This window comes from Actinopolyspora lacussalsi (assembly GCA_030803735.1).
In the GTDB taxonomy this organism is placed as follows: Bacteria; Actinomycetota; Actinomycetes; order Mycobacteriales; family Pseudonocardiaceae; genus Actinopolyspora; species Actinopolyspora lacussalsi.
Map to the genome: position 1 here is coordinate 3,429,655 of JAURUC010000001.1, position 22,618 is coordinate 3,452,272.

The 22,618-nt window shown below is 68.6% G+C and carries 21 protein-coding genes; 14 read left to right on the forward strand and 7 right to left on the reverse strand.

The features are described from left to right. Positions 1-361 precede the first annotated feature (361 nt). Positions 362-1,144 (reverse strand): DUF4097 family beta strand repeat-containing protein, encoded by a 783-nt coding sequence (locus J2S53_RS15390; RefSeq protein WP_456241554.1) that lies wholly within the window; start codon positions 1,142-1,144, stop codon positions 362-364. A 301-nt stretch (positions 1,145-1,445) separates the two neighbouring features. On the opposite strand from J2S53_RS15390, the gene hisG reads away from it, so the two are divergent. From hisG to J2S53_RS15420, 6 genes are all read left to right on the forward strand, one after another. Continuing rightward, entirely contained in the window at positions 1,446-2,312 is an 867-nt protein-coding gene (hisG, locus tag J2S53_RS15395) for an ATP phosphoribosyltransferase (protein ID WP_092980672.1), read from the forward strand. 368 nt (positions 2,313-2,680) lie between these two features. Continuing rightward, a complete protein-coding gene (locus J2S53_RS15400) occupies positions 2,681-3,280 on the forward strand; it encodes a DsbA family oxidoreductase (RefSeq protein WP_456241555.1) in 600 nt (199 codons plus the stop codon). A gap of 74 nt (positions 3,281-3,354) precedes the next feature. After that, positions 3,355-3,675: a DMT family transporter gene (locus tag J2S53_RS15405; RefSeq protein WP_092980676.1), complete on the forward strand. Its 321-nt coding sequence runs from the start codon at positions 3,355-3,357 to the stop codon at positions 3,673-3,675. Positions 3,676-3,728: 53 nt separating this feature from the next. Then, positions 3,729-4,142: a DMT family transporter gene (locus tag J2S53_RS15410; RefSeq protein WP_456241556.1), complete on the forward strand. Its 414-nt coding sequence runs from the start codon at positions 3,729-3,731 to the stop codon at positions 4,140-4,142. A gap of 33 nt (positions 4,143-4,175) precedes the next feature. Continuing rightward, a complete protein-coding gene (locus tag J2S53_RS15415; protein ID WP_092980678.1) occupies positions 4,176-4,691 on the forward strand; it encodes a nucleoside deaminase in 516 nt (171 codons plus the stop codon). A gap of 241 nt (positions 4,692-4,932) precedes the next feature. Further along, a complete protein-coding gene (locus J2S53_RS15420) occupies positions 4,933-5,421 on the forward strand; it encodes a MarR family winged helix-turn-helix transcriptional regulator (protein ID WP_092980680.1) in 489 nt (162 codons plus the stop codon). Positions 5,422-5,436: 15 nt separating this feature from the next. Here the strand turns inward: J2S53_RS15420 and J2S53_RS15425 are convergent, their stop codons facing one another. The 3 genes from J2S53_RS15425 to J2S53_RS15435 all read right to left on the reverse strand — a co-directional run bounded on the left by J2S53_RS15425 (position 5,437) and on the right by J2S53_RS15435 (position 6,966). Beyond that, positions 5,437-6,024 (reverse strand): TetR/AcrR family transcriptional regulator, encoded by a 588-nt coding sequence (locus tag J2S53_RS15425; protein ID WP_456241557.1) that lies wholly within the window; start codon positions 6,022-6,024, stop codon positions 5,437-5,439. Beyond that, the gene (locus tag J2S53_RS15430; RefSeq protein WP_092929643.1) at positions 6,021-6,344 is read right to left on the reverse strand and encodes a DMT family transporter; all 324 of its coding nucleotides are present in this window, start codon (positions 6,342-6,344) and stop codon (positions 6,021-6,023) included. The genes J2S53_RS15425 and J2S53_RS15430 overlap by 4 nt, the downstream gene beginning before the upstream one ends. 121 nt (positions 6,345-6,465) lie before the next feature. Then, on the reverse strand, positions 6,466-6,966 hold the full coding sequence (locus J2S53_RS15435) for a DUF1707 domain-containing protein (RefSeq protein WP_456241558.1): 501 nt from the start codon (positions 6,964-6,966) through the stop codon (positions 6,466-6,468). 556 nt (positions 6,967-7,522) lie between these two features. Here J2S53_RS15435 and J2S53_RS15440 point away from each other — a divergent pair. The 7 genes from J2S53_RS15440 (at position 7,523) to J2S53_RS15470 (ending at position 19,992) form a co-directional block, all read left to right on the forward strand. Beyond that, positions 7,523-9,781 (forward strand): (Fe-S)-binding protein, encoded by a 2,259-nt coding sequence (locus tag J2S53_RS15440; protein WP_456241559.1) that lies wholly within the window; start codon positions 7,523-7,525, stop codon positions 9,779-9,781. A gap of 272 nt (positions 9,782-10,053) precedes the next feature. Next, entirely contained in the window at positions 10,054-10,923 is an 870-nt protein-coding gene (locus tag J2S53_RS15445; protein ID WP_456241560.1) for an NmrA family NAD(P)-binding protein, read from the forward strand. A 214-nt stretch (positions 10,924-11,137) separates the two neighbouring features. Next, positions 11,138-12,652 carry a TIGR02677 family protein gene (locus J2S53_RS15450; RefSeq protein ID WP_456242805.1) on the forward strand — a complete coding sequence of 505 codons (1,515 nt, stop codon included), beginning with the start codon at positions 11,138-11,140 and terminating at the stop codon, positions 12,650-12,652. Further along, positions 12,649-13,884 carry a TIGR02678 family protein gene (locus tag J2S53_RS15455; RefSeq protein WP_456241561.1) on the forward strand — a complete coding sequence of 412 codons (1,236 nt, stop codon included), beginning with the start codon at positions 12,649-12,651 and terminating at the stop codon, positions 13,882-13,884. Before J2S53_RS15450 ends, J2S53_RS15455 begins: the two co-directional genes overlap by 4 nt. Beyond that, complete coding sequence (locus J2S53_RS15460; RefSeq protein ID WP_456241562.1) at positions 13,881-17,921, forward strand: TIGR02680 family protein; 4,041 nt, start codon at positions 13,881-13,883, stop codon at positions 17,919-17,921. The genes J2S53_RS15455 and J2S53_RS15460 overlap by 4 nt, the downstream gene beginning before the upstream one ends. Beyond that, a complete protein-coding gene (locus tag J2S53_RS15465) occupies positions 17,918-19,303 on the forward strand; it encodes a TIGR02679 family protein (protein ID WP_456241563.1) in 1,386 nt (461 codons plus the stop codon). The genes J2S53_RS15460 and J2S53_RS15465 overlap by 4 nt, the downstream gene beginning before the upstream one ends. Positions 19,304-19,386: 83 nt before the next feature. Next, positions 19,387-19,992: a Uma2 family endonuclease gene (locus J2S53_RS15470; protein WP_456241564.1), complete on the forward strand. Its 606-nt coding sequence runs from the start codon at positions 19,387-19,389 to the stop codon at positions 19,990-19,992. A gap of 51 nt (positions 19,993-20,043) precedes the next feature. On the opposite strand, the gene J2S53_RS15475 is transcribed toward J2S53_RS15470, so the two are convergent. Together J2S53_RS15475 and J2S53_RS15480 are read right to left on the reverse strand one after the other, a co-directional pair. Further along, positions 20,044-20,343 carry a DUF397 domain-containing protein gene (locus J2S53_RS15475; RefSeq protein WP_456241565.1) on the reverse strand — a complete coding sequence of 100 codons (300 nt, stop codon included), beginning with the start codon at positions 20,341-20,343 and terminating at the stop codon, positions 20,044-20,046. Next, positions 20,340-21,176: a helix-turn-helix domain-containing protein gene (locus tag J2S53_RS15480; RefSeq protein WP_456241566.1), complete on the reverse strand. Its 837-nt coding sequence runs from the start codon at positions 21,174-21,176 to the stop codon at positions 20,340-20,342. Before J2S53_RS15480 ends, J2S53_RS15475 begins: the two co-directional genes overlap by 4 nt. Before the next feature lie 162 nt (positions 21,177-21,338). Here J2S53_RS15480 and J2S53_RS15485 point away from each other — a divergent pair, with 162 nt between their 5' ends. Further along, entirely contained in the window at positions 21,339-21,548 is a 210-nt protein-coding gene (locus tag J2S53_RS15485; RefSeq protein ID WP_092980843.1) for a hypothetical protein, read from the forward strand. Positions 21,549-21,619: 71 nt separating this feature from the next. Here the strand turns inward: J2S53_RS15485 and J2S53_RS15490 are convergent, their stop codons facing one another. Next, positions 21,620-22,480: an alpha/beta fold hydrolase gene (locus tag J2S53_RS15490; protein ID WP_456241567.1), complete on the reverse strand. Its 861-nt coding sequence runs from the start codon at positions 22,478-22,480 to the stop codon at positions 21,620-21,622. Positions 22,481-22,618: the final 138 nt, after the last annotated feature.

Here is a 22,618-nt window from a genome sequence, read left to right on the forward strand (position 1 = left end):
GGCCCCGCATCCGGGGCGGCAGGAACACCGGGCGCGATCCCGTTTCCGACGAATCGACGAGCCGACACCGGACGGGTCGACGCGCCGGGAGGCCGTTCCGCGAACGGCACCGACGGGCACTCGCCTGGCCGGGGGGCTGGCCGGGGGCCGCCTGCCCGCGGCATCGACGAAACAGGAGCGGCCGCGTCCGGGGGATGCCCAGCTACCCGAGCGGGCAATCACTCCCCGGGAACACGCGGACGGTCCCCGAGAACACGCGGGTGCCCCCGGGAAGAACGGGTGCCCCGGGAAGAACGGGCGTCCCCAGGAAGAAACAGCCCCTCCGGCAGGGAGCGGGTGGGGTTACGACGGGTCGGCTCGCTCAGGAGTTCTCGACCTCGATGGAGCCGCTGCCGGTGGAAAGCCGCAGCGAGCGTTCGGCGTCGGCGTCCCGGGCGACCTCGATGTCGGTGGAGCCACTGCCGGTGTCGGCACGGACGCTGTAGCTGTTCGCGGGAACGGTGAGTTCGATGCCGCCGGAACCGGTGTCGGCACGCACCGAACGCGGATCGGACAACTCCAGCGAGATCCCGCCCGAACTGGTCCGCGTCGTGACGTCGGCGGAGTCGATGCCCTCCCCCTCTATTTGTCCACTGCCGGTCGAGACGTTGACGGGGCCGCCGATGTCGGTGAGTTCGATACCACCGGAACCGGTCTCGGCACGCACCTCCCCGTCGATGCCGCGCAGCTCCAGCGCCCCCGAGCCCACCCGCACGTCGGTCGAGGACATCCCGGTGACCTCCAGCGAACCGGAACCGAGTCCGCCGGTCACCGGAACGCGTCGGGGCAGCGTCACCTCGTACTCGACGTCACAGCCCCAGCCGCAATCGGTCTCGAGCACGAGCCTGCCGTCGTCGACCCGGTAATTCGTCTCGGAGTTCCGCCCCCAGCCGCCCCACCAGCCGTCGCGTTCCTCGCGGACCCTCGGTTCGGCACCGGCCTCGTAGTTGATCTCCACCGCGCCCGGGCCCGAACGCAGCTCCACGGCCGACACACCGGAGGGCGAGCCGGTCCGGGTGTCCGAGGGCCCTCCCCAGGAGAGCACGGCTCCACCCAGCAGAACCAGTACGGCGCCACCCACCGCGAGTCCCGTGCGCATCGTCATCACTCCGATCTCGGGGCTTGGATCTCAGGGGCTTGCCCGGTCACCCGACGAGGTCAAATTACCGCCGACCGCGGCGGCAGGGTATCGGTGATTTACCCGGAACGGTCCCGGAGACTCCGAAAGTGCGAATCCGGGGCACCCACCCGTCGGAGTCCGGAGCGGTTCCGGAACCCGACGGACAGCCTCGACGGACAGCCCTGACGGACAGCGGAGCCCGTGGGGCGGGATGCGCCGGAACCCCGTCGGGGAGGCAACCATTAGAATCGTTCCCGGAGGCCATACGCCGTATTGAGGATGCCTGATGTTGCGCGTCGCCGTCCCGAACAAGGGATCGCTGCACGGTCCGACCACCCAGCTACTCGAGGAGGCGGGCTACCGGCTTCATCGCGAGCATCGCGCCCTGTTCGCCGAGGACAGGGGCAACAACGTGCGATTCATCTTCTGGCGGGCCAGCGACATCGCGCGCAACGTGGGCGCCGGGGTGCTCGACGTCGGTATCACCGGGCAGGACCTGCTGGCGGGCGCGGGCACGGCGGAGAGCACCACCGAACTGCTGCGGCTCGGATTCGGCAGCTCCCGGTTCTACTTCGCGGTCGCCAACGACGGTCCGATCACCTCGGTTCCCGAGTTGGACGGCAAACGGGTGGCAACCTCGTTCCCGAAACTCGCCGAGCAGGCGGCGGCGCGGCACGGCATCCGCATCGAGCCGGTCGAACTGGACGGGGCCGTAGAGACCGCCGTGGAACTCGGGCTGGCCGACGCGATCGCCGACGTGGTCGAGACGGGCTCCTCGCTGCGCGCGGCGGGGCTGACAACCCTCGGCGAACCGATCCTGCGCTCGCAGGCGGTGCTGGTTCGCGGCGCGGGCGCCTCCCTGGGTGAGGAGCGCGAGCACGCCGTCGAGGTGCTGGGGCAACGGCTGCGAGGAGTGCTCGACGCCCGTTCCTACGTGGTGATGGACTACAACTGTCCGGATTCGGCACTGGAGACGGCGACGGCGATCACGCCGGGCAAGGAGTCGCCCACCATCTCCAGCCTCACCGAACCCGGCTGGGTAGCGGTACGGGCGATGGTGCCCAGGGCGGACGTGCAGGACGTGATGGACAAGCTCGCCGAGGTGGGGGCCACCGAGATCCTGGTGACACGGCTGGAGGCCTGCAGGCTCTGACCTGACTCGTCGAGTCGGATGGGGTTCGCGGTGCTGAATCCCATCCGACTCCGCTTCGGGGACAGGGACGTGAGTAGATGGTCGCGCGTTCTTCTCCCGCGATGCGTTCGACTCGCGGCACCAGGAGCACTCGGATCGTTCGGCCCGAACGACCTGGTCAAACACGCTCGTCAGGGTCGTCGAGCTCAGAAATCTCCGACGCGGCGGACAACCGCTTGCCGAACGTTCCGGACGGGGGCGCACCAGTGCGGCCCCGACCCCGATGTTCAGCAGGGTTCCCACCGAGGCAGATTTTTGTTGACAGATACATTGATGTGCATACAATTTAAATGCAAGTTCATGGTCCGCCAGGAAACGAGGAGCCGACGATGGCCACGATGGATGTCTACTTCGACTACGTATGCCCGTTCTGCCTACTGGCCAATGAGGACATCACCACTGTCGCCGCCGAGTACGGCGTCGACGTCGAATGGCACCCGTTCGAGCTTCGCCCCTACCCTGCCGAGACGCTCCGGCCGGAAGACGACTACCTGCCCGCGATCTGGCAGCGTGCGGTCTACCCGATGGCCCGACGCGAGGGTGTGGAGATCACACTGCCCTCGGTCTCGCCACAGCCCTACAGTCACACCGCGTTCGAGGGATACCAGTACGCCCGCGAACACGGGCTCGGGCAGGACTACAACGACCGGGTGCTGCGTGCCTTCTTCCAACGGGATCTCGATATCGGACGTATCGACGTCCTGACCGAGCTCGCCGCGGAACTCGGGTTGGACAGCGCGGAATTCGGTCGGGCTCTGGCCGACCGGCGCTACGCCGAAACCCACCGGAGGGCGCTGGAGCACGCCCGCGACGAAGTGGGAATCACCGCTGTCCCGACCGTGATCACCGGCGAACACCGGATCAACGGCGTACCCGACAAGGAGCGGTTGCGCACGGCCCTGTCCAGCACGCTCAGTGCCACTTCCTGACCCCACGTCCCCACGCGGACCAGAACGCCGACAACAACGGCCATCCGTCTCACGTAACGAAAAGAGGAATCGTCATGGCATGGGTTTATCTCGCGATCGCCACGGTCTTCGAAATCGCCTTCGCGTTGTGTGCCAACGCCTCACAGGGATTCACCCGCCTGGGATATTCCATTCTCACTCTCGTCATCGGCGCGGGAGGAACCTTCTTCCTGAGCATGGCGCTGATCAGCATCGACGTCGGGGTCGGCTACGCCATCTGGACCGGTCTGGGCTCGGTCGGGATCGTGCTGCTCGGCACCGTGTTGTTCAAGGAACGCCTGGACTGGCGCAAACTCCTGGGCATCGCCACCGTCATCGTCGGTGTGGTGGGCCTGGAACTCAGCGGATCCGCCTGACGAGATTTCAGAACCGACCGACAAGCCACGAACGAGTAATGGGACGTGAGAAAATGACCGCGACAACAACGCATTCCGAAACCACCCCGGCCGCCACGTCATCCGGTAGTGCCCGACCCTGGATCGTCCTGCTGATCGCCGGGCTCTTCGAGATCGGCTACGCCGTGAGCACCGGCGGCAGCCAGGGATTCACCAAGTTGAACTGGTCGATCTCCGCGGGCGTGTTCTTCCTGCTGACCGTCTTCACACTCACGCTGGCGCTCAAAAGCATCGACGTCGGTATCGGTTACGCGATCTGGGCGGGTATCGGCTCCTCCGGGGCAACGGTGGTCAGTGCCTTCCTGTTCGACCAAGCACTGACACCGACGCGGATCCTGTGGCTCGCCGTGATCATCGCGGGCGTCGTCGGGCTCAAGCTGGCTTCCAGCTCCAAGCTCGCCGAAACCTCCGAACCCGCCCCCGCGTGACCTCCAGCGCACCACACCGACGAGGAGGGCACCATGCCCACCACAACGCTGGATGCCGACCAGCTCACCGACTACGTCCACCAAGCCGTCGAGCTGTCCCTGGCCAACGTGCACGACGGCGGAGTGCCGTTCGCGGCGCTGGTCGTCGACCCCGAACACGGCATCGTCGGCTCCGGAGTCAACCGGGTCATGGCCGATCGCGACCCCTTGGCCCACGCCGAGGTCGTGGCACTACGCGACGCGTGCGGCTCCCGGAACCGCTTCCGGCCGGCCGGATGCGTGCTCATCGCCTCCGGCGAACCCTGCGCCCTGTGCTACACCAGCGCCCTGTACTCCAACATCACCCACGTGGTCTCCGCCGTCGATCGCCACGAAGCGGCCCGGAACGGCTTCAACTACCTCGATTCCTACGACCTGTTCGCGAAACCGCCGGAGAAGTGGCAGGGGTTGTCGACCCGACACTGGTCCGTCGACAACGCCCTGACTCCCTTCACCGCTTGGCGCGAGCTACACATGGGGGACCAAGCCCCGGAACGACGGTGGAAATGATCCCGTATGAGCAAACCACGGCTCCGAAAGACATGCCCGTTCACGCGACACGCCGCAACCCTCGGCGAGGCGGGCGGCGAAACGAATCCGGGTAATTGTTCACCGTTGTTGGATAACTGGTTGTATGTACATATCATGTACTATTAACGGTGATGGGTGCTTGTCCGGAACATGACAAGTGCCGCCGGGAGCCGGGAGGTGAACAGCACCTCCCGGCTCCCGGCAGCGAAAGGAGTAGGTCATGACCGAAGCGCAGCAGGAGGGCTTCAGCCCCGCCACGACCCCGCTACGAGGGCTCTCCGTCGAGGGAAAGCAGTGGACCCGCCTGGTCGCACTGCACGCACAGGTCGACGGGCTGATCGAAAAGGCACTGCACCGGCACTGCGCTCTCGGCCTGTCCGAGTTCCTCGCGCTCGCGGCGTGCGCCGCGAGCGACGACGGCGAGATGCGAATGCAGGAACTGACCGAGGCGGTCTACCTGAACCAGAGCTCCGTCAGTCGCCTCGTCGCCCGGTTGGAACGTTCCGGACTGACCGAGCGTCGGTTGTGCGAACTCGACCGCCGAGGTGTCTACACCGGTATCACCGAACACGGCCTCAAGACCCTCGGCGAGGCCGTCCCCGTCTACGAGAACGCGCTGGCCGAGGCGATGGCTCACGCGGAGCTGGATCCGGAACTCAAACCGATCCTTCACGCGCTGCGCTCGCAGCGGAGCGGGCAAGGCGAGTAACCGCTTCTCCGGACGTCAGCGCTCGGGGATCAGGTGGGCCAGCGCCGGGCGGAACTCCTCGGGGCCGGGTGGTTCCTCGGCGATCAGGGCCTGCATCAGCAGCCCGTCGATGACGGCGGGCAGCGCGCGTACCGCGCCGGTGTCGCTCGTCCCCGTGTCGTGCACGTATCCGGTGGCCACCTCGATCCAGCGGCGGGCGGCCGGGCGCAGCGCGGGCCTGCGCGCGGCGAGCAGGTAGAGCTCGTACTCGGCCAGTGTCCGGCCGCGCTGCTCCCGGACCATGCGGGACAGCATCTCGGCGGTGGCGGTGACCCACCCCTCGGGGTCGTCGACCACGTGTTCGGTGAGCTCGCGCAGTTCGGCGATCATCGTCTCGCAGCTCTCCAGCAGGGCCGCGATCAGCACCCCGTCGATGCTCTCGAAGTAGTAGACGACCGAAGCCGGTGGCACGGCCGCCTCCCGAGCGATGTTGCGGTGGCTGACCCCCGCGATGCCGTCCCGTTCGATCACCCGCAGGGTGGCGTCGATGATCGCCCTGCGTCTGCGTTCCCCCTTGGCGCGACGCCCGTCGGAGTGCTCGGTCGGATTGCCGTCGTGGGTCAATGCGCGCCTCCCGCCTCCAGCGCGACCACACCACCGATGATCAGCAGGATCCCCGCGATCTGGGTCAGGGTCATGGTCTCGTTCAGGAACAACGCGCCGATCAGCACCACGAGTGCCACTCCCGCGGCCGACCAGATGGCGTAGGCGACCCCGACGGGGATGCCCATCTTGAGCACGTTCGCCAGCGCCACGAACGCGGAGCCGTACCCGAGCACCACCAGCACCAGGGGAAGAGGCCTGCTCAGCCCGTCGACGAACCGCAGCGATATGGTGCCGATCACTTCCGACAGGATCGCCGCCACCAACACGATGTAGGCCAACTGACCTCCGAACTCCCGTACGGATCGTCGCGGCTACCGCGAACCGCCCGAAATTTGAACGACTGTACTACTTCTTTAATATACCGCCGCCGATCCGGAGTGTCGATGTGTCCGTTCAGGGCTACCGACCGCCGCGCTTTTCCTCACCGGAGCCGAAGATCATCGAGGACAACAGGATCACGGCCCAGATGCCCATCGGAAAGATCGGCCAGAAGAAGTTGGGGCCACCGGACGCGATCGAGGTGATCAGCCAGATACCGACGAGCACGAAGGAGGTCCCCGCCCAGTCCCGCCACTCGGCGCCCCGGCTCCGGGGCTGCCCGCGTTTCCGTCCGGCCGGTCGCTGGCCCTCGTCCTCCTCGGTTTCCGGAGCTACTGAGCGCGTCCGCCGGGCGGGCTCGGAAGGGGTCGGAAGATCCCGCGTCAGCGGTTCCAGCTCGGCGCGGGCCACCGCCGCGTAGGCCTGCCCGACCCGCTCGTCGAACTCGGCCATGTCGAGTCTGCCCTCGTTCATCGCGAGGCGCAGTCGCTCGGCGACCGCCTCCCGCTCGGCGTCCGAGGCGCGCACTCCCCGCTCGTTCGGGCCGCTCGCATCCGGGCCACTCGCTGCTGGTCCGGACATCACGCCTCCCGACTGGCCGTTCCCGAGGTCTCACCACGCGGCGCGGTGATCACACCCCTGCGCGGTATCCGAAAATGATACCGAAGTACCGGTCATGACGGGACCGTTTCACCCCAACGGCGACACCGGACCCCAACGGCGACACCGGACCCCAACGGCGACACCGGACCGCACCGCGATGGTTCCGACTGGATCGATCAAAGCCGGACTCGGGCCACGAGAGTGGCGAAAATCGCACCCGCCATGACCTCGACCCATTCGGGCTCGACAGCGCCGTCGCGCCGCCACCGCGGCCTCGGTCGGCACGGCCCCGACGAGCGGCGAAGAATCAAGCAAACCCGCGCTGCGCAGCGCGAACAGCACAGCGTAGCGTTCTGTTACGCTTCCCCGGATTCCGCGTTGACGGCAGGCGGACGACCCCACGCCCGGCTAGTCTTTCGTGTCGCCGTCTCGCACAATCACCGACTGTTCCCACCACGAGCGACGCCCCTATGGTTACCGACGAGTAATAGAGGCTAAGCTCAGCGTCCAAACCCGCGAACAGGAGGCCACGAGCATGGTAGCCCTGCAGCTCGTCCTGGGCCTGATCTGTCTTGCCGTGACCGCGGTCGCGGTGGTCATGGTGGTCAGGACCGTTCGACGGATGGTGCGATCCATCCGGCTCGGACAACCGGATCCGAACCGCAAGGGGCCGTTCGGTACCCGATTCTCCAACATGCTCAAGGAAGTCCTCGGGCACACCAGGATGCTCAAGTGGAGCCACGTAGGAGTGGCCCACTGGTTCGTCATGCTGGGCTTCGGCGGACTCAGCCTGAGCGTGCTGGTCGCCTACGGCGAAGTCTTCCACGCCCCGTTCGAGATCCCATGGCTGGGATCGTTCGGCCCCTGGAACCTGATCGTCGAGATCCTGGGCGTGACCACCATCCTCGGCGGCATCTGGCTCAGCGCCATACGTCAGCTCAACCACCCGCGCCGCGCGGGCAGGGTCTCCCGGTTCGCGGGCTCCAACTTCTGGCAGGCCTACTTCGTCGAAGCCGTGGTGGTGCTGGAAGGCGTGGGCATCATGGGGCTGCGCTCGTTCAAGGTCTCTTCCGACCTGTTCCACGCCCCGGTGTGGTCGGCACCGGTGAGCTTCGCGCTGGGCAGCATACTGCCCGCCAGCGCGTTCGCGGTCTCGCTGTTCGCCGCGTTCAAGATCCTCTCGGCGATGATCTGGGTCATCGTCATCGCCTCGAACATCACCATGGGCGTGGCCTGGCACCGGTTCACCGCGTTCTTCAACATCTACTTCAAGCGCGATCCCGAGCGCACCGCGCTGGGCGCGCTGAAGCCGATGATGAGCAACGGCGCCCCGATCGACTTCGAGGAGGCCGAACCGGACAGCGACACCTTCGGGGCAGGCCAGGTGGAGGACTTCTCCTGGAAGGGCTGGCTGGACTTCACCACCTGCACCGAGTGCGGGCGTTGCCAGTCGCAGTGCCCGGCCTGGAACACGGCCAAGCCGCTGTCGCCGAAGATGCTGATCACCAGCCTGCGCGACCACGCCTACGCCAAGGCGCCCTACCTGCTGGAGGGCGGCAAGAAGGACCCGATGACCGGTGAGGAGGCAGGCATCACCGGTGACGACGCGGACGAGCGTATGGGCAAGATCGACGCCCTCGCGCTGGCCGAGTCGGAGAAACCGCTGGTGGGCGGCCCCGAGGAAGCCGGGATCATCGACCCCGAGGTGCTGTGGGCCTGCACCAGCTGCGGTGCCTGCGTCGAGCAGTGCCCGGTGGACATCGAGCACGTCGACCACATCGTCGACATGCGGCGCTACCAGGTGATGATCGAGTCGAACTTCCCCACCGAGCTGGGCGGGATGTTCAAGAACCTGGAGAACAAGGGCAACCCGTGGGGCCAGAACAACAAGGACCGGCTGGCCTGGGCCAAGGACCTCGACTTCGAGGTCCCGGTCTTCGACGGTGAACTCGACGAGGACGTCGAGTACCTGTTCTGGGTCGGTTGCGCGGGCGCGTTCGAGGACCGCGCGAAGAAGACCACGCAGGCGGTCGCCGAACTGCTGCACATCGCGGGCGTGAAGTACACCGTGCTCGGCCCGGACGAGGGCTGCACCGGTGACCCGGCGCGACGCGCGGGCAACGAGTTCCTGTTCCAGACGCTGGCCGAGCAGAACGTGGAAACGCTGAACTCGGTGTTCGAGAACCGCGAGCCCGGCAAGCGCAAGATCGTCGCCACCTGCGCGCACTGCTTCAACAGCCTGGCCAACGAGTACGGCCAGCTGGGCGGCAACTACGAGGTGGTGCACCACACGCAGCTGCTCAACCGGCTGGTGCGGGAGAAGCGGCTGGTCCCGGTGGCCCCGGTCACCGAGGACGTCACCTACCACGACCCGTGCTACATCGGCAGGCACAACAAGGTCTACGAACCCCCGCGTGACCTGGTCAACGCCTCGGGCGCCTCGTTCCGCGAGATGCCCCGCCACGCCGACCGCGCGATGTGCTGCGGCGCGGGCGGCGCCCGGATGTGGATGGAGGAGCGCACCGGCAAGCGGATCAACCTCGACCGGGTGGACGAGGCACTGGGCACCGCGTCGTCGAAGGTCGCCACCGGCTGCCCGTTCTGCAAGGTCATGCTCACCGACGGGATGACCACGCGGCAGAACGAGCAGGTCGCCTCGGAGAACGTCGAGGTCGTCGACGTGGCGCAGCTGCTGCTGCAGTCGGTCAAGCGCGGCACCGACGGTGACGGTTCCGGCGGTGACGGGGCCCAGGACTCGGACGGTGTCGCGGCGAGCGCCGAGTCCAGCGGCTGACCGAGGCCGTACTGCCCTCACGGGGTGACGTTCCCCGCTCGGGCCCGACTTCCCGGCCAGGGGCTGTCGTTCGGTGGACGGGGCCGGATTCCCATTCGGGAGTCCGGCCCCGTTTCGTGAGCGGTCTCGCCCCTCACCGCGTACATTTCGCGAGAAATCGGCGGACGTCGGTCCCACGCGCGGATCGCCCCGCCCCGCGAAAGCCGTCGTTGTCGGTCCCACCGGGCATACTCCGCCGCGGAATCGCGGTCCAGCAGTCCCGGAGGTGCCCCATGACCACTGTCGTAACCACTCCAACGGGAAAGATCGGCTCCCGCGTGGTGCGCGTACTCGTCCAGGCGGGGGTTCGACCGAGGGTGCTGCTGCGCGAACCCGGCAACCTCGACCGGGCGACCCGCGAGCTGGTCGAGGTCCACCGTTGTGACCAGGGGGATCCCGAAGCGGTGGTTCGGGCCACGCGGGGAGCCGAACGCCTGCTCTGGATCAACCCGCCGGACTCGGACGACGACCCGATCGCGGGCCATGCGCGTATGGGGGCCAACGCCGCCCGAGCCGTCACCGAGAACGGCATCGGCAGAACGGTGTTCGTCAGCAGCATCGGTGCCGAGAAGGGCTCCGGAGTCGGCGAGATCGACGGGCTCGCACGGGCGGAACGGTCGTTGAACGAAACCGGTGCGAGTGTGTCGCGGCTGCGGTGTGGTTACTTCTTCACCAACCTGCTCACGCAGGCTGATGAGATCCGGGCCGGAGTGCTGCGAACACCGTGGCCGCTCGACTTCCCGATGGCGTGGGTCGATCCACGGGACATCGGCGAGGTCGCGGCCGCCAGGTTGCTGTCGGACGCATGGTCCGGACAGCGGGTGCAGGCCGTGCACGGTCCCGAGGACCTGACCTTCTCGCGCGTGGCCGGGATACTGGGAGAGGCACTGGGACACGACGTGGTTCCCGAACGGATCTCCGACGACCGGCTCCGCGCCTCGCTGTCGGCGGCGGAACTCTCCGAGCGACGGATCGAGGGCATCGTCGGCATGTCGGCGGGGATGCGCGAGAACTTCACTCCCGAGCAGCGACGTGATCCGGTCACCACCACGCCGACCACACTCGGATCCTGGGCCTGGGAGAACCTCCGCCCGAGGCCGTAGCCCCACGGCGATCCCGGTCGAGGGTCGGATGCCCGTCGCCGGAAACGACCTCCCGGGTTCGCCCGGCGTTCCGCACATCTCGCGGGAAATCGACCACGGGCACCGGAAGTGTCGGTAACGTCTCCTATGGTGGCGCCGGGTGACCGCTCCCCCGAGGCGGTTCCAGCGGCCCGGGAAGGGAGGTGCCGTGCAGCCACTGCGCGTCCCGAGCGAGATGTTCAGGTTCACCACCGGTGACCGCTCCGAGCTCTACTCCGCGATCCTGCACGCCTTCGGCGAGGCCAACGAACGGCTGGAAACAGCGCTGGGCATCGACGAGGTGCGCGACAGGCTGCGCTCGGTGGGCTGGTTCGACGCGCTCTCCGACGAGGACCTGCACGCCGCGCTGAAGCAGCTGGGCGACTGGGGACTGTTGGACAACGTCCAGAACCACGCGGAGAACTACCGCACCGCCGCCGAGTACGAACGCCGCAACCTGCAGTACTCGTTGACCAAGCTCGGTGAGGCCGCCTTCGCCGGAGTGCAGCACGCGATGACCACGCTCGCCTCCAGCGGCGCGTTGCAGACCGCGGTGCTCGACGCCATAGCCGACCGGCTCGGCGAGCTGAACGAGCTGCTGCGCGACACGGCTGCCGCGGACCGTCGGATCTTCAGCAGTCTGCAGGAGCTGGAGGGGCATCTGGAGGCCCTGCGCAACAACACCAAGCAGTTCAACGGTGAACTGCAGCGGCTGCTGCGCGCCGAGGGCGTGGACCTGACGACGTTCCACGAGGTCAAATCGGCCACGGTCGCCTACCTGCAGGAGTTCTGCGACCAGCTCGAACAGCGCTGCCACGCCATCGCCTCCGGCATCACCGAAGTGGAGGAGCAGGGTGTGGCGGAGCTGCACCGGCGTGCGCTGCGGGGCGCGGAACTACCACCCGGAGCCGGCGACGAGCGGCGCACCGAGTGGCTGGGGCATCGCGCCACCCGCTGGCAAGGACTGCGGATCTGGTTCCACCCGGAGGACGATTCAGCGCCGCGTGCCGAGCAGCTGCTGTCCGTGGCGCGACAGGCGATCGTCACCCTGCTGCAGGTACTGGAACGCATCGACGACTCGCGGAAACGTTCCTCCAGCGTGGCCTCCGACTTCCGGGAACTGGCCCGCTGGTTCACCCGCGCCCCGGACGAGGCGGACCTGCACCGGATGTTCGCCGCCGCGTTCGGCCTGGGGTCGGCGCGGCACGCCCAGCTGATCCACGAGGACCCTGAGGTCATCGCCCCCTCCACCCCCTGGGCCGAGGCACCGGCGGTGGGGGTTTCGGCGACGCTGCGCACCGGGGGCCGCAAGGAGAGCTTCGCCCGCACCGGCAGGGTCCGCGACGTCGCCGAACTCAAACGGCAACGCGCCGAACGGGCGCGTGCCGAGCGCGCCCAGCTCGAAGCCGCCTGGCAACGGTTGGCCACCGACGGGCGGGCACGGCTGTCCGACTTCGCCGAGCTGGACCACACGGTGTTCCAACGACTTCTCGAACTGCTGGGCAGAGCACTGGCCGCCGGGCGGGACGAGTCCGGGGCGCGCCGGGCGAGCACCCCGGACGGCCGTGCCGAGATCGAACTGCGCGATCCCGACAACCGGGGCGAAACAACGCTGCGCACCCCGCACGGCATGTTCACCGGCCCCGACTTCGCGGTCGACATCCGCATCGTGGGTCGTGATCTCGAAGAGCCCGCCCGGGAGGCGAGTTGAGCAATCTCAACAACCAGCTCGTGGTCACCGAGCGCGAGGAACTGGCGCGCTGTATCAGGGTGCTGCTGGCGAATCCACTGCTGACCAAACAGGACGCCCCGAAGGACTTCGACACGGCCAGGCGTCGCCACGAGGCACTTCGCTCCTGGTTCGACTACTACTGCGGCTGGACGTTGACCGTCATGCCCCGCGCCGGATACGCCCGGCTGCACAAGAGCCGCGGCGACGTGGACGCGAGCAGACCGGCCCGCAGACTCCGTTCGGGCAGGGCACCGTTCGACCGCCGCCGCTACGCGCTGCTGTGCGTGGTGGCGGCCGAACTGTTGGCGACTCCCACGACGACCATCGGGATGCTCGCCGAGCGGGTCCGCCACAGCACCGGGAACGATCCCGTGGTGCCCACCTTCGACACCTCGGTCCGCTCCGAACGAATGGCCTACGTGGATGTGCTCCGGCTGTTGGAGTCGTACACGGTGCTGGTCACGGTGGACGGCAGCACCGAGAACTTCGTCGAGACGGAACTGGCCCAGGTGCTCTACCGGGTGGATTCGACCTTGCTGATGCGGCTGCTCAGCACGGTGACCGGTCCTTCCCGGATCGCCGACGCGGAAACCGACTACACGGACCCCGACGAACTGATCGGGAAGATCTCGACCGATCCGCGTTACGGGACCACCGCCGAGCACTCCTCGCGGAACCAGCGGAACCTCTGGGCACGGCACTCCGTGCTGCGCAGGCTGTTCGACGATCCGGTGGTGTACTGGGAGGACCTGACCGAGCAGCAGCGCGGCTACGCCGGTTCGCAGGCCGGTCGCCAGCTGATCCGCAAGGCCGCCGAGGAGGCGGGGTTCGTCCTGGAGGAACGGGCGGAGGGCGTGCTGCTGGTGGACCGGGAGCAGATCGCCACCGACAGCACCTTCCCGGACGACTCGGGCAACGCCAAGATCGCCGCGCTGCGGTTGCTGGACGAGCTCAACGCGCACCCGGAGGGCGTGACGACGCAGCGGCTGCACGAGGCCACGGCGGAGATGCTGGCGCGCGAGCCCCGCTGGGCGAAGTCCTACCGTTCCGAGGACGGCACCTCCCGCCTGGTCGACGACGCGCTGCGGATACTGGCCGACTTCGACCTGGTCGTTCGGTACGAGGATCGGGTCGTTCCCCGCCCGGCCGCCGCCCGCTACCGCCTCGACGGCGTGAAAGTCTCGTCCCCCTCGGAAGGAACCCACGATTGAGTGTCACCGAGCTGCCGACGCGGAACAGCGCCGACACCTCGCGGAACCGCTGGCAGCCGAACCGGGCTGGCATCGTCAACATCTGGCGCTACTACGGGGAGACCTTCCGGTTCCACCGCGGCAGGTTGCTGCTACGCGGGCCCAACGGAACGGGCAAGTCCAAGGCCCTCGAACTGCTGCTGCCGTTCCTGTTCGACGCGCGGCTCACCCCGCGGCGGCTGTCCACGTTCGGCTCCGACCGGGGCATGCACTGGAACCTGATGGGCGAGGGAGCCGGCGGAACCACGCGGGTCGGCTACGTCTGGCTGGAGTTCACCCGCGAGACCGAGGCGGGCACGGAGTGGTTCTGCTGCGGCGCCCGACTGCAGGCCAGCAGCCGCACCAGCAACGTGACCACCGCCTACTTCACCACCACGCGCCGGATACACGCCCCCGACTCCCCCATGTACGACGCGACGGAAACAGCGAACGAGGCGGTGGAAACCCTGCCGCTGCTCAACGACTCCGGCCAGCCGCTGTCCCAGGCCGCCCTGGGCGAAGTACTCGGGGAGTCCGGGCAGGTGCACCAGAGTCCGGCTGACTACCGCACCGAGCTGCGCGGCAGGCTCTTCGGCGGCATCGGGCAACAGCGCTACGAGTCGCTGATCAGCGCGTTGCTGCAGCTTCGCACCCCGAAGCTGTCCGAGCGGCTCGACCCGAACTTCCTGTCCAAACTGCTGTCCAACGCGCTGCCACCGCTCGACGACGCCGAGATCAGCGAGCTCGCGGACGGCTTCGAACGGCTGGACCGGCAACGAGAACGGGTCGGCAGGCTCGAAACGGAGGTCGAGGCGGCCGAGAAACTCGCCGAACGACAGCGGCAGTACGCACGGCGCGTGCTCTACAACGCCGCCACCGAACTGACCTCGGCCAATTCCGAGGTGGACAGGACGAGCGGCATCGCCCGCGAAACCCAGCGGGAGTACGACGACTCGCTCACCGAACGCGAGCGGTTAAGGCAACGCAAGAGCGAGACCGACGGCACGATCACGAACCTGCGGGAGGAGTTCGACGGGCTCAACAACCGCAACAGCGAGCTGAGCGAACTCGCGACCGACAGCGAGAGCGCGCACAACGACGCGACCGAACTGCGCGACAAGGCCACCGACGCCCGGTCGCGGTCCGAGGAGAACGAGCGGAGTTCGGTCGAGGCGGCCGAGAACGCCCGCCGGGCGGAGGGCGAACGGCGGGAAGCAGCCGAGGCGGCCGGGCAGTCGGCGCGGCGACTCGGCATGTCTGCCACTCACCGGGAGATGGCCGGATCCGAGCACGACTCGAAACAAGCGCGGGCACTGCTGCGCGCGGCGGTCGGCGGCAAACGCAAGGCGCTCGACGAGCTGCACACCGCGCTGCACACTCACGAGACGGCGCTCCGGGACCACGAGCAGGCCGAACAGCGGACCGAACAGGCACGAACCGAGCTGGCCGAGGCCACCGAACGCCGCGACGCGGCCGAGCGGAACCACGAGGCCGCGGTACTGCGACAGGCCCAGCGGCTGCGGGACTGGGCCGGTGGCCACGTCGAGCTGCGGATCGACGACGTCGAGGAACTCGCGGAAGCGGCGGCGGACCACTCGGCGGTGCAACGACTGGTGTGGGACGCGGGCGAACCGGCCGCCGAAACGCTCACCACCGAACGAACCGAGACGCGTGCGCGCCGCGACGACCTGGCTGAACGCCGCGCCGCGCACGCGGCGGAGATCGAACGGCTCCGGCACGAGACCGACCTGCCGCCGACCGCACCGGCCACCCGCGACGCGGACCGTTCGACACTGCCCGGTGCGCCGCTGTGGAAACTGGTGGACTTCGCCGAGCGCACCGACGAGGCGACCCGGGCGGGCGTCGAGGCGGCGCTGCAGGCGAGCGGCCTGCTGGACGCCTGGGTCACCCCGGAGGGCGAGCTCACCCCGGACGGCCACGACACGTTCCTGACAACCGAGTCCGCCGAAGCGGCGGGCGGGCGAACACTCGCCGAGGTGCTGCGCCCGGAACCCGAGCACGCGGTGCCCGCGCGGCGGCTGAAGCGAATACTCGCCGCGATCGCCTTCGACGAGCGACTGCCCGGCGAGCACCCGGTGGCGATCGGGGCGGACGGGCACTGGCGACTCGGCCCGGCAACCGGGAGCTGGGCGAAACCGGCGGTGGCCCACATCGGCACGACGGCACGGGAGCGAGCCCGCGAACGGCGGATCGCGGAGCTTTCGGAGCTGGTGACCGTGCTGGACGAGTCACTGTCCGAAATCGACGAAACCCTGACCGAGCTGGAACGGCGCCGCGAACGACTGCGCGCCGAACGGGACTCGCTGCCGTCCGCCGAGGAGATCGACACCGCACGCGGTGAGCTCGACACGGCCACCGCGACGGTGGCCGTACGGCAGGACGCCGTGGGTCGCGGCGAGCGTCAGGTCACCGAGTCCGCCGAAGCGGTCGAACGGACCCGGAACTCGCTGGCGGCCAAGGCCGACGAGTACGGGTTGCCGAGGGAGCGAACCGCGCTCCGGGAGTTCGAGAACGCGCTGGAGGGGTTCGAACGGGCCGGGGAAACCTGGATCGACGCGATGCGCGACGCCACCACGGCCGAACACACCGCGCGGGACAGGGCGGAACAGGCCGAACGCTCGCTCATCGTCGCGCGACAGCGCGAGGCCGAGGCCGAGCGTGCCGAGCAGCGTGCGGCGGCGCTGGCCACGAAACTGCGTGCCAGGGAACGCGCGCTCGGCACCGAACAGAGCGAGATCCTGCGTGCGCTGGAGGACGTCCGGGGAAAGTTGCGGCAGGCTCGGAGTGACTCGGAGTCGTTGAACGAACAGCTGCAGGAGCTCGCGGGCCGGATCGGATCACTGGAGAGCTCGCGGGTTTCCACCGAGCAGGACCACGAGCGCGCGGTGGGGCTGCGCGACGACAAGCTCGAACGGTTCCGGCGGATCACCGGGACGAGCATCCCGGGCGACGCCGGAATCGAGCTGGACGCGAGCTCGAACGCGATCCGGACGAACCTGGAGTCGGCCCGATCGGTCACCGAGAAGTGGCCCAACACCCCGCACACGACGAAGAACATCAACGACTCGCTGGACCGGCTCAACGAGACCCTGCACGGCTACCGGGAGGCACTGGCCGAGCACGCCGCCGTGGCGCTGGAGCTGGACGAGGACGTCCACGTGTTCGTGGCGACGATGAACGGCGTCCGGCTGGGCGCGACGCGGCTGCTGGAGTCGCTGCGCGAGGAACACGATCGGCAGCGCACCGACATCACCGAACGCGAGCACGAGCTGTTCGACAAGACGCTGACCGGTGATGTGCGCAGACACCTGGCGGAGCGGATCAGGAGCGCCAACGAGCTGGTGGACGCGATGAACGACCGCCTGGAACGAGTCCGCACCGCCTCCGACGTGGCGGTCCGGCTGGTGTGGCAGGTGGGGCGGGACCTTCCCGTGGGCACGCAGGCGGCGCGGGACCTGCTGCTCAAGGACCCGGTACGGCTGTCCGAACAGGACCGTGAATCGCTGCACCGGTTCTTCCGGGAACGCATCGAGGACGCCAAGGCCAACAACACCGCCACGTCCTGGGAGGAGCAGCTGCGCGAGGTCTTCGACTACACCCAGTGGCACAGGTTCGACGTCAGGATCGACCGGGGGCGGGACCGCGGCTGGGAACTGCTGACCAAGAAGCTGCACGGGGCGCTCTCCGGCGGGGAGAAGGCCATCGCGCTGCACCTGCCGCTGTTCGCCGCCATCGCGGCGCACTACGAGTCGATGACCGGAGCACCCCGGCTGATCCTGCTCGACGAGGTGTTCGTCGGTGTGGACAGCGCCAACCGGGGGCAGGTGTTCGAGCTGCTGAACTCGCTGGACCTGGACCTGATGCTGACCTCGGACCACGAGTGGGGGACCTACCGGGAACTGGACGGCATCGCGATCCACGCGCTGACCACCGGCGACGGCGACGACGCGGTCACCACGACCCGGTTCGTGTGGGACGGCGAAGGGTGGAGCGAATGAGTCCGCCGGATTCCGAGCGAGGGGACCGCCCCGATTCGCCGCGCGAGAGCCTGCCGGATTCGTTGCGCGACGCCGAGCTGACGCCGCTCTGGCGTGCGGTGCACGAGCGGCTGTCCTCCGGCCGCACCGTGCGCGGGGTTCGGGTGGGGCCGTTGGACGAGACGCAGCGCTCCCGGCTGGCCGACCTGCTGGGAAGGACCCGGCTGCCGGGGGAGTACGAGCGGATCGCGCTGGCCGAACTGGACGCGGTCCTGCGGGAGGTGTGCGGCCGGGACAGCCGTGCCGTGGTCGCCGAGCTGGTCGGCCCACTGGACGACCAGGCGGCGCGGCGGAAGCGGCACACCGACGAGGTGACCGAGCTGTGGCGCTGGCTGACCGAGCACGAAGTGGTGGCGGCACGTCCGGAGCTGGCCGAGTGGGTCGCGCAGGTCCGGCGCAGCGGGCTGGTGGACGGTTCGGTCTCCCGCACCCGTGAACTGCTCGGCGACGCGCTGCGGGTGCTGGCAAGACTCCCCGAGGCCGGGATTCCGCTGCCGGTACTGGCGGAGGGGGAGCTGCACGATCCGCACGCGCTGGACGCCGACACGCGAGTGGCGGGACTGGTGCTGCGTGCGCTGGCCGTGCTGCACGGCCTCCCGGTGCCGGAGTACGCCGAGCAGCGCCGGGAGTTGTGGGAGCGCGCCGGGGTGGCCGAGGACGAACTCTCCGCCACGGTGCTGGTGGCCGGACCGGTGCTCGGCGGGCAAGGGACCGCGGCACGAATGCTGCGGGTGGCGGCCGAGGACGGCTGCGCCGTCGCGCTGACCCTGGCGCAGTTGCGCGGCGGTGCCCAGGGTGGCGGAGTTCAGGGTGGCGGGATCGTCCCGGCCGAGGACGTGACCGAGGTGTACGTGGTGGAGAACCCGGCGGTGCTGACGTTGGCGCTGCTGCGGTTCGGTTCGCGCTGCCCGCCGATGGTGTGCGTGTCGGGGTGGCCGAACAGTGCGGCGATCCTGCTGCTGCGGGAACTCACCGCGCACGGGGTAATTCCGCGCTATCACGGCGATTTCGACGGCGAGGGGCTGCGGATCACCGGCCACCTCGTGGAGCGGGTGGGCGTGCGGCCCTGGCGGATGTTCGCGGCCGACTACCTGGCTGCCCCGGCAGGATCGAGCGGGGCTGGATCTGACGGCGCTGGTTCGGATGGCACAGCATCGGGCGGGGCCGGATCACGACGCGGTGGACCGGCCACCGGTTCCGTACCGGACACCCCGTGGGAGCCCGAGCTCGCGGCGGCCGTGCGGGAGCACGGGGTGGCCGTCCCCGAGGAACGGTTGGCCGAGACGCTGCTGGACGAGCTGGCGGGAAAAGCCGCGTCGCTGCCGTCCTCCCCGATGGGATGAAAGATCGTCGCGACACCCCACACCGTCGATCGCTCGCGGCAGGCTCGGGGTATGAGTACCGCGAGATTCGGGGAGCGCCAGTAGTGCGCGAGTCCCTTCACACCCCCGGGGAATGGGATCCGCTGGTCGAACTTCACGGCCTCTGGACTCCGGAGCTCGCCGACCGCTATCTGCCGATTCCCGGAATGCCACCGGTGAAGTACGAGTGCCAGGACGGACATTTGCTGTTCAGCCGCCGAGAAGGAGCCGACACCGTCCACGCCGCCGACGAGCTGCGCGAGATCCTCAAGCCACACGCGAGAGCCCTGGGCGGTAGCACCTACACCACCCTGAGCATCCAGCTCAGCCCGAAAAGCTGGACGCAGCCCGATTTCGCGGTGCTGCGCGAACCGGCGCGCGGGCGGGTGTGGATACCCGCCACCCGGGCGCTGCTCGTGGGCGAGTGCGTCTCGTCGTTCAGCCACGTGGCCGACCGGATCGACAAACCCGCCGTGTGCGCCGAGGCGGGCATCGAGTACTTCATGCGCGTGGAGGTCTCCTACGCCAAGAAGTACGCCGAGGTCGTACTGCTGCGGCTCGGTGAGAACAGTGCCTACAAGGTGCACGCCAAGGCGCTGGCGGGCGACACCTTCGAGACGCGGGAGCCGTTCCCGCTCCGGTTCGATCCCGCCGAACTGCTGGAGGACTGAGGCGGCGAGCGGAAGAACCCAGCGCCGCTGCGGTTCTCAGCGCAGCGGTTCTCAGCGCAGGCTGGCGAGGAAGGACGTCCAGGCGCGCTGATCGAAGGCGAGCACCGCGCCGTCCGGCACCTTGGAGTCCCGCACCGCCACGGCAGGCCCCGCGAAGGCGACCTCGACGCAAGCATTGTTGCTTCCGCCGCCGCTGCGGCTGCTCTTGCGCCACGGCACCGCTGCGGGTTCCGGGAAGGCAACCTCCACACAAGCGTCGTTGCTTCCGCCACCGCTGCGGCTGCTCTTGCGCCACCGCACCGCGGAGAGATCCAACGCGTACATAGCGCCCCACTTCGGCAATCGCGTCACTGGAGTTCGGCAGCGGCCCGTTCGATCAGCCTCATCGACTGTTCGGCAGGCAAGGCTTGGGCGAACAGCCGCTCGAATACCACCCTAGCCTGCTGAACCTCCCTGGCCTTCTCCACGTGGACCGACCCCACGGGGTGGGAGACGAACAGTACGTCGTTGTCTTCCGGCTCCGGGAAATCCAGAACGATGAACGCACCTTCCAGACCCAGATGCCAGCCGGTCGACTTGGGCAGTATCCGCAGTTCCACCCGATCCAGCTGAACCACTTCGAGCAGGTGGCGAAGCTGATCGCGCATCACCTGTGGGCCGCCGATCGAGCGTTCCAACGCGGCCTGATCCACCAGCGCCGTCAGCTCCAGCGGATGCTCGGGATCGGTCAACCGATGCTGCCGGATCAGCCGCACTGAAACGTCATTTTCCACACTCTGCGAACCCGACGAGAAGCTGTCCGAATCGAATATCGCCCGCATGTAATCCTCGGTCTGCAGCAGTCCGGGGATGTACATCAACGAGAGCTCCTGGACAGCACACGCCTCGGTCTCCAGGTCCACATAGCCGCGATCCTCCACGCCGTAGGCCCGCCACCAGCCGCGTTCCCTGGCGGCTCTGGCCAGGTCCAGCAGTTCGGGGTCCCGGATGTCGTAGAGGTCCATCATGGATCTGGCCTCGTGCACCGAGGTGATCACATCGCCGTTCTCCTTGCGGCTCAGCGCGCTGGTGGACATGTCCAGCTCGCAGGCCGCGTGCTCCTGGGTCAGCCCGGCCCGCTCCCGCAGATACCGGATCCTGCGTGCGAGCCTGCGGCGCCGAAACGTGGGGCTGGTGCGAACCACCGCAAAAGACCTCCCCGACAACGGTCGTGACCCACACCATGATCCCAGCGGGAATCCGTGATCGGGATTCCCGCATCCGGTGATCCCGCTGAGCCTTCTCCCGGTGGGCGATTCCCGTTCGGACAGTGCTCGGTGAAACAGCTAACTTTCGAGGAGGTTCACGTGATCCCGAACGTTTTCGGCCTCGCCCGGCAGGACGACACCGGCACGCCCGACCCGGATTCGGTGCTGCTGTGGGGAATGGAAACCGCCGAGGGCGCGGTCCTGTACTGGCAGGAGGGCGGCCGCAGCCAGTTCGCGGTGTTCGAGAACGCCGATCGCGCGGCCGAACGGTTCGGTCCGCTGTTCGACCTGGTGCTCTACCGGCCGTGACTCCCACCCGGCCGCCCGGCGATCTCGCGAGAAATGACGCCCGGGCCGTACGGCGCCGTCGGCGACCGAGCTCAGGCGTCCCGGTCCACCGCCGCCGTGTGCCGCAGGATCGCCTCGGCCAGCGGTTCGAGCACCGCGCCGCTGAGCGCGTGCCCCATGCCGGGGACGACCACCCGGTGGCTTCGGCCGATCACCGTCTCCAGGTGCTCGGCGTGCGGTGGCGGGTTGACCGGATCCGCCGGAGCCTCGATGACCAGTGTCGGGGTCGTCACCGCACTCAGCTCCGCCGCACGGTCGAGGCCGCCGACCTCGGCCCGGGCGTGTGCGGTGTCGGCGACGTGGGTTCCGGCGTGCTCGGCCAGGTGTTGTTCGAGGGCCCGGAACTCCTCGGGATCGAACGGCAGGACGTCACCGTTGAGCATCCGCCAGTGCTCGACGCGCCAGGCGAGCTCCGCTGCCGGATCCCGCTGCTCCCCCATCCGCTGCCACAGGCTCAGGATTCGGGGATCGGGCCCCGGCAGCTCGCCGGACTCGGGGGCTGCTCCGCCGAGCGCGGAGGTCGCGAAGACGGTCGCGCTGCGCAGCCGCTCCGGGTGGTCGAGCAGCAGCAGCTGAACCAGGACGCCGCCCAGCGACATACCCACCACGTGCGCGCTGTCGATGCCAAGGGCGTCGAGCACCGCCACCGCGTCCTCCGCCAGATCCGCGATCGCGTACGGGGCGACGTCGAAGGCCCGCGACGATCGCCCGGTGTCGCGGTGGTCGTAGCGGATCACCCGGTACCTGCTCGTCAGCCGCTCCACAAAGGACTCGGGCCAGGCCAAGCCGCTGTAGTTCGCCCCCATGATCAGCAGCAGCGGCGGGGCATCCGCGTCGCCCCGCTCCTCCACCCAGAGCTCGTAGTCCGGGCCGACCGTCACCGTGTGCCGCACGGTCGAAAACCTACGGAGCTGCGTCGGGGCTGTCCACGGAATTTCCCCGCCACGCCGCCACCCTTGCACGCACCACCCCCAGAACACACCCGAGAAATCGACGTCGGGCGGTAACGCCGACGGCTCACGCGACACGGA

Coding starts and splice junctions, on each gene's coding strand:
- J2S53_RS15450 (WP_456242805.1), top strand. CDS start 11,138: ATGTTCAGGTTCACCACCGGTGACCGCTCCGAGCTCTACTCCGCGATC.
- hisG (WP_092980672.1), top strand. CDS start 1,446: ATGTTGCGCGTCGCCGTCCCGAACAAGGGATCGCTGCACGGTCCGACC.
- J2S53_RS15390 (WP_456241554.1), bottom strand. CDS start 1,144: ATGACGATGCGCACGGGACTCGCGGTGGGTGGCGCCGTACTGGTTCTG.
- J2S53_RS15435 (WP_456241558.1), bottom strand. CDS start 6,966: ATGTCCGGACCAGCAGCGAGTGGCCCGGATGCGAGCGGCCCGAACGAG.
- J2S53_RS15420 (WP_092980680.1), top strand. CDS start 4,933: ATGACCGAAGCGCAGCAGGAGGGCTTCAGCCCCGCCACGACCCCGCTA.
- J2S53_RS15400 (WP_456241555.1), top strand. CDS start 2,681: ATGGCCACGATGGATGTCTACTTCGACTACGTATGCCCGTTCTGCCTA.
- J2S53_RS15440 (WP_456241559.1), top strand. CDS start 7,523: ATGGTAGCCCTGCAGCTCGTCCTGGGCCTGATCTGTCTTGCCGTGACC.
- J2S53_RS15410 (WP_456241556.1), top strand. CDS start 3,729: ATGACCGCGACAACAACGCATTCCGAAACCACCCCGGCCGCCACGTCA.
- J2S53_RS15405 (WP_092980676.1), top strand. CDS start 3,355: ATGGCATGGGTTTATCTCGCGATCGCCACGGTCTTCGAAATCGCCTTC.
- J2S53_RS15465 (WP_456241563.1), top strand. CDS start 17,918: ATGAGTCCGCCGGATTCCGAGCGAGGGGACCGCCCCGATTCGCCGCGC.
- J2S53_RS15415 (WP_092980678.1), top strand. CDS start 4,176: ATGCCCACCACAACGCTGGATGCCGACCAGCTCACCGACTACGTCCAC.
- J2S53_RS15445 (WP_456241560.1), top strand. CDS start 10,054: ATGACCACTGTCGTAACCACTCCAACGGGAAAGATCGGCTCCCGCGTG.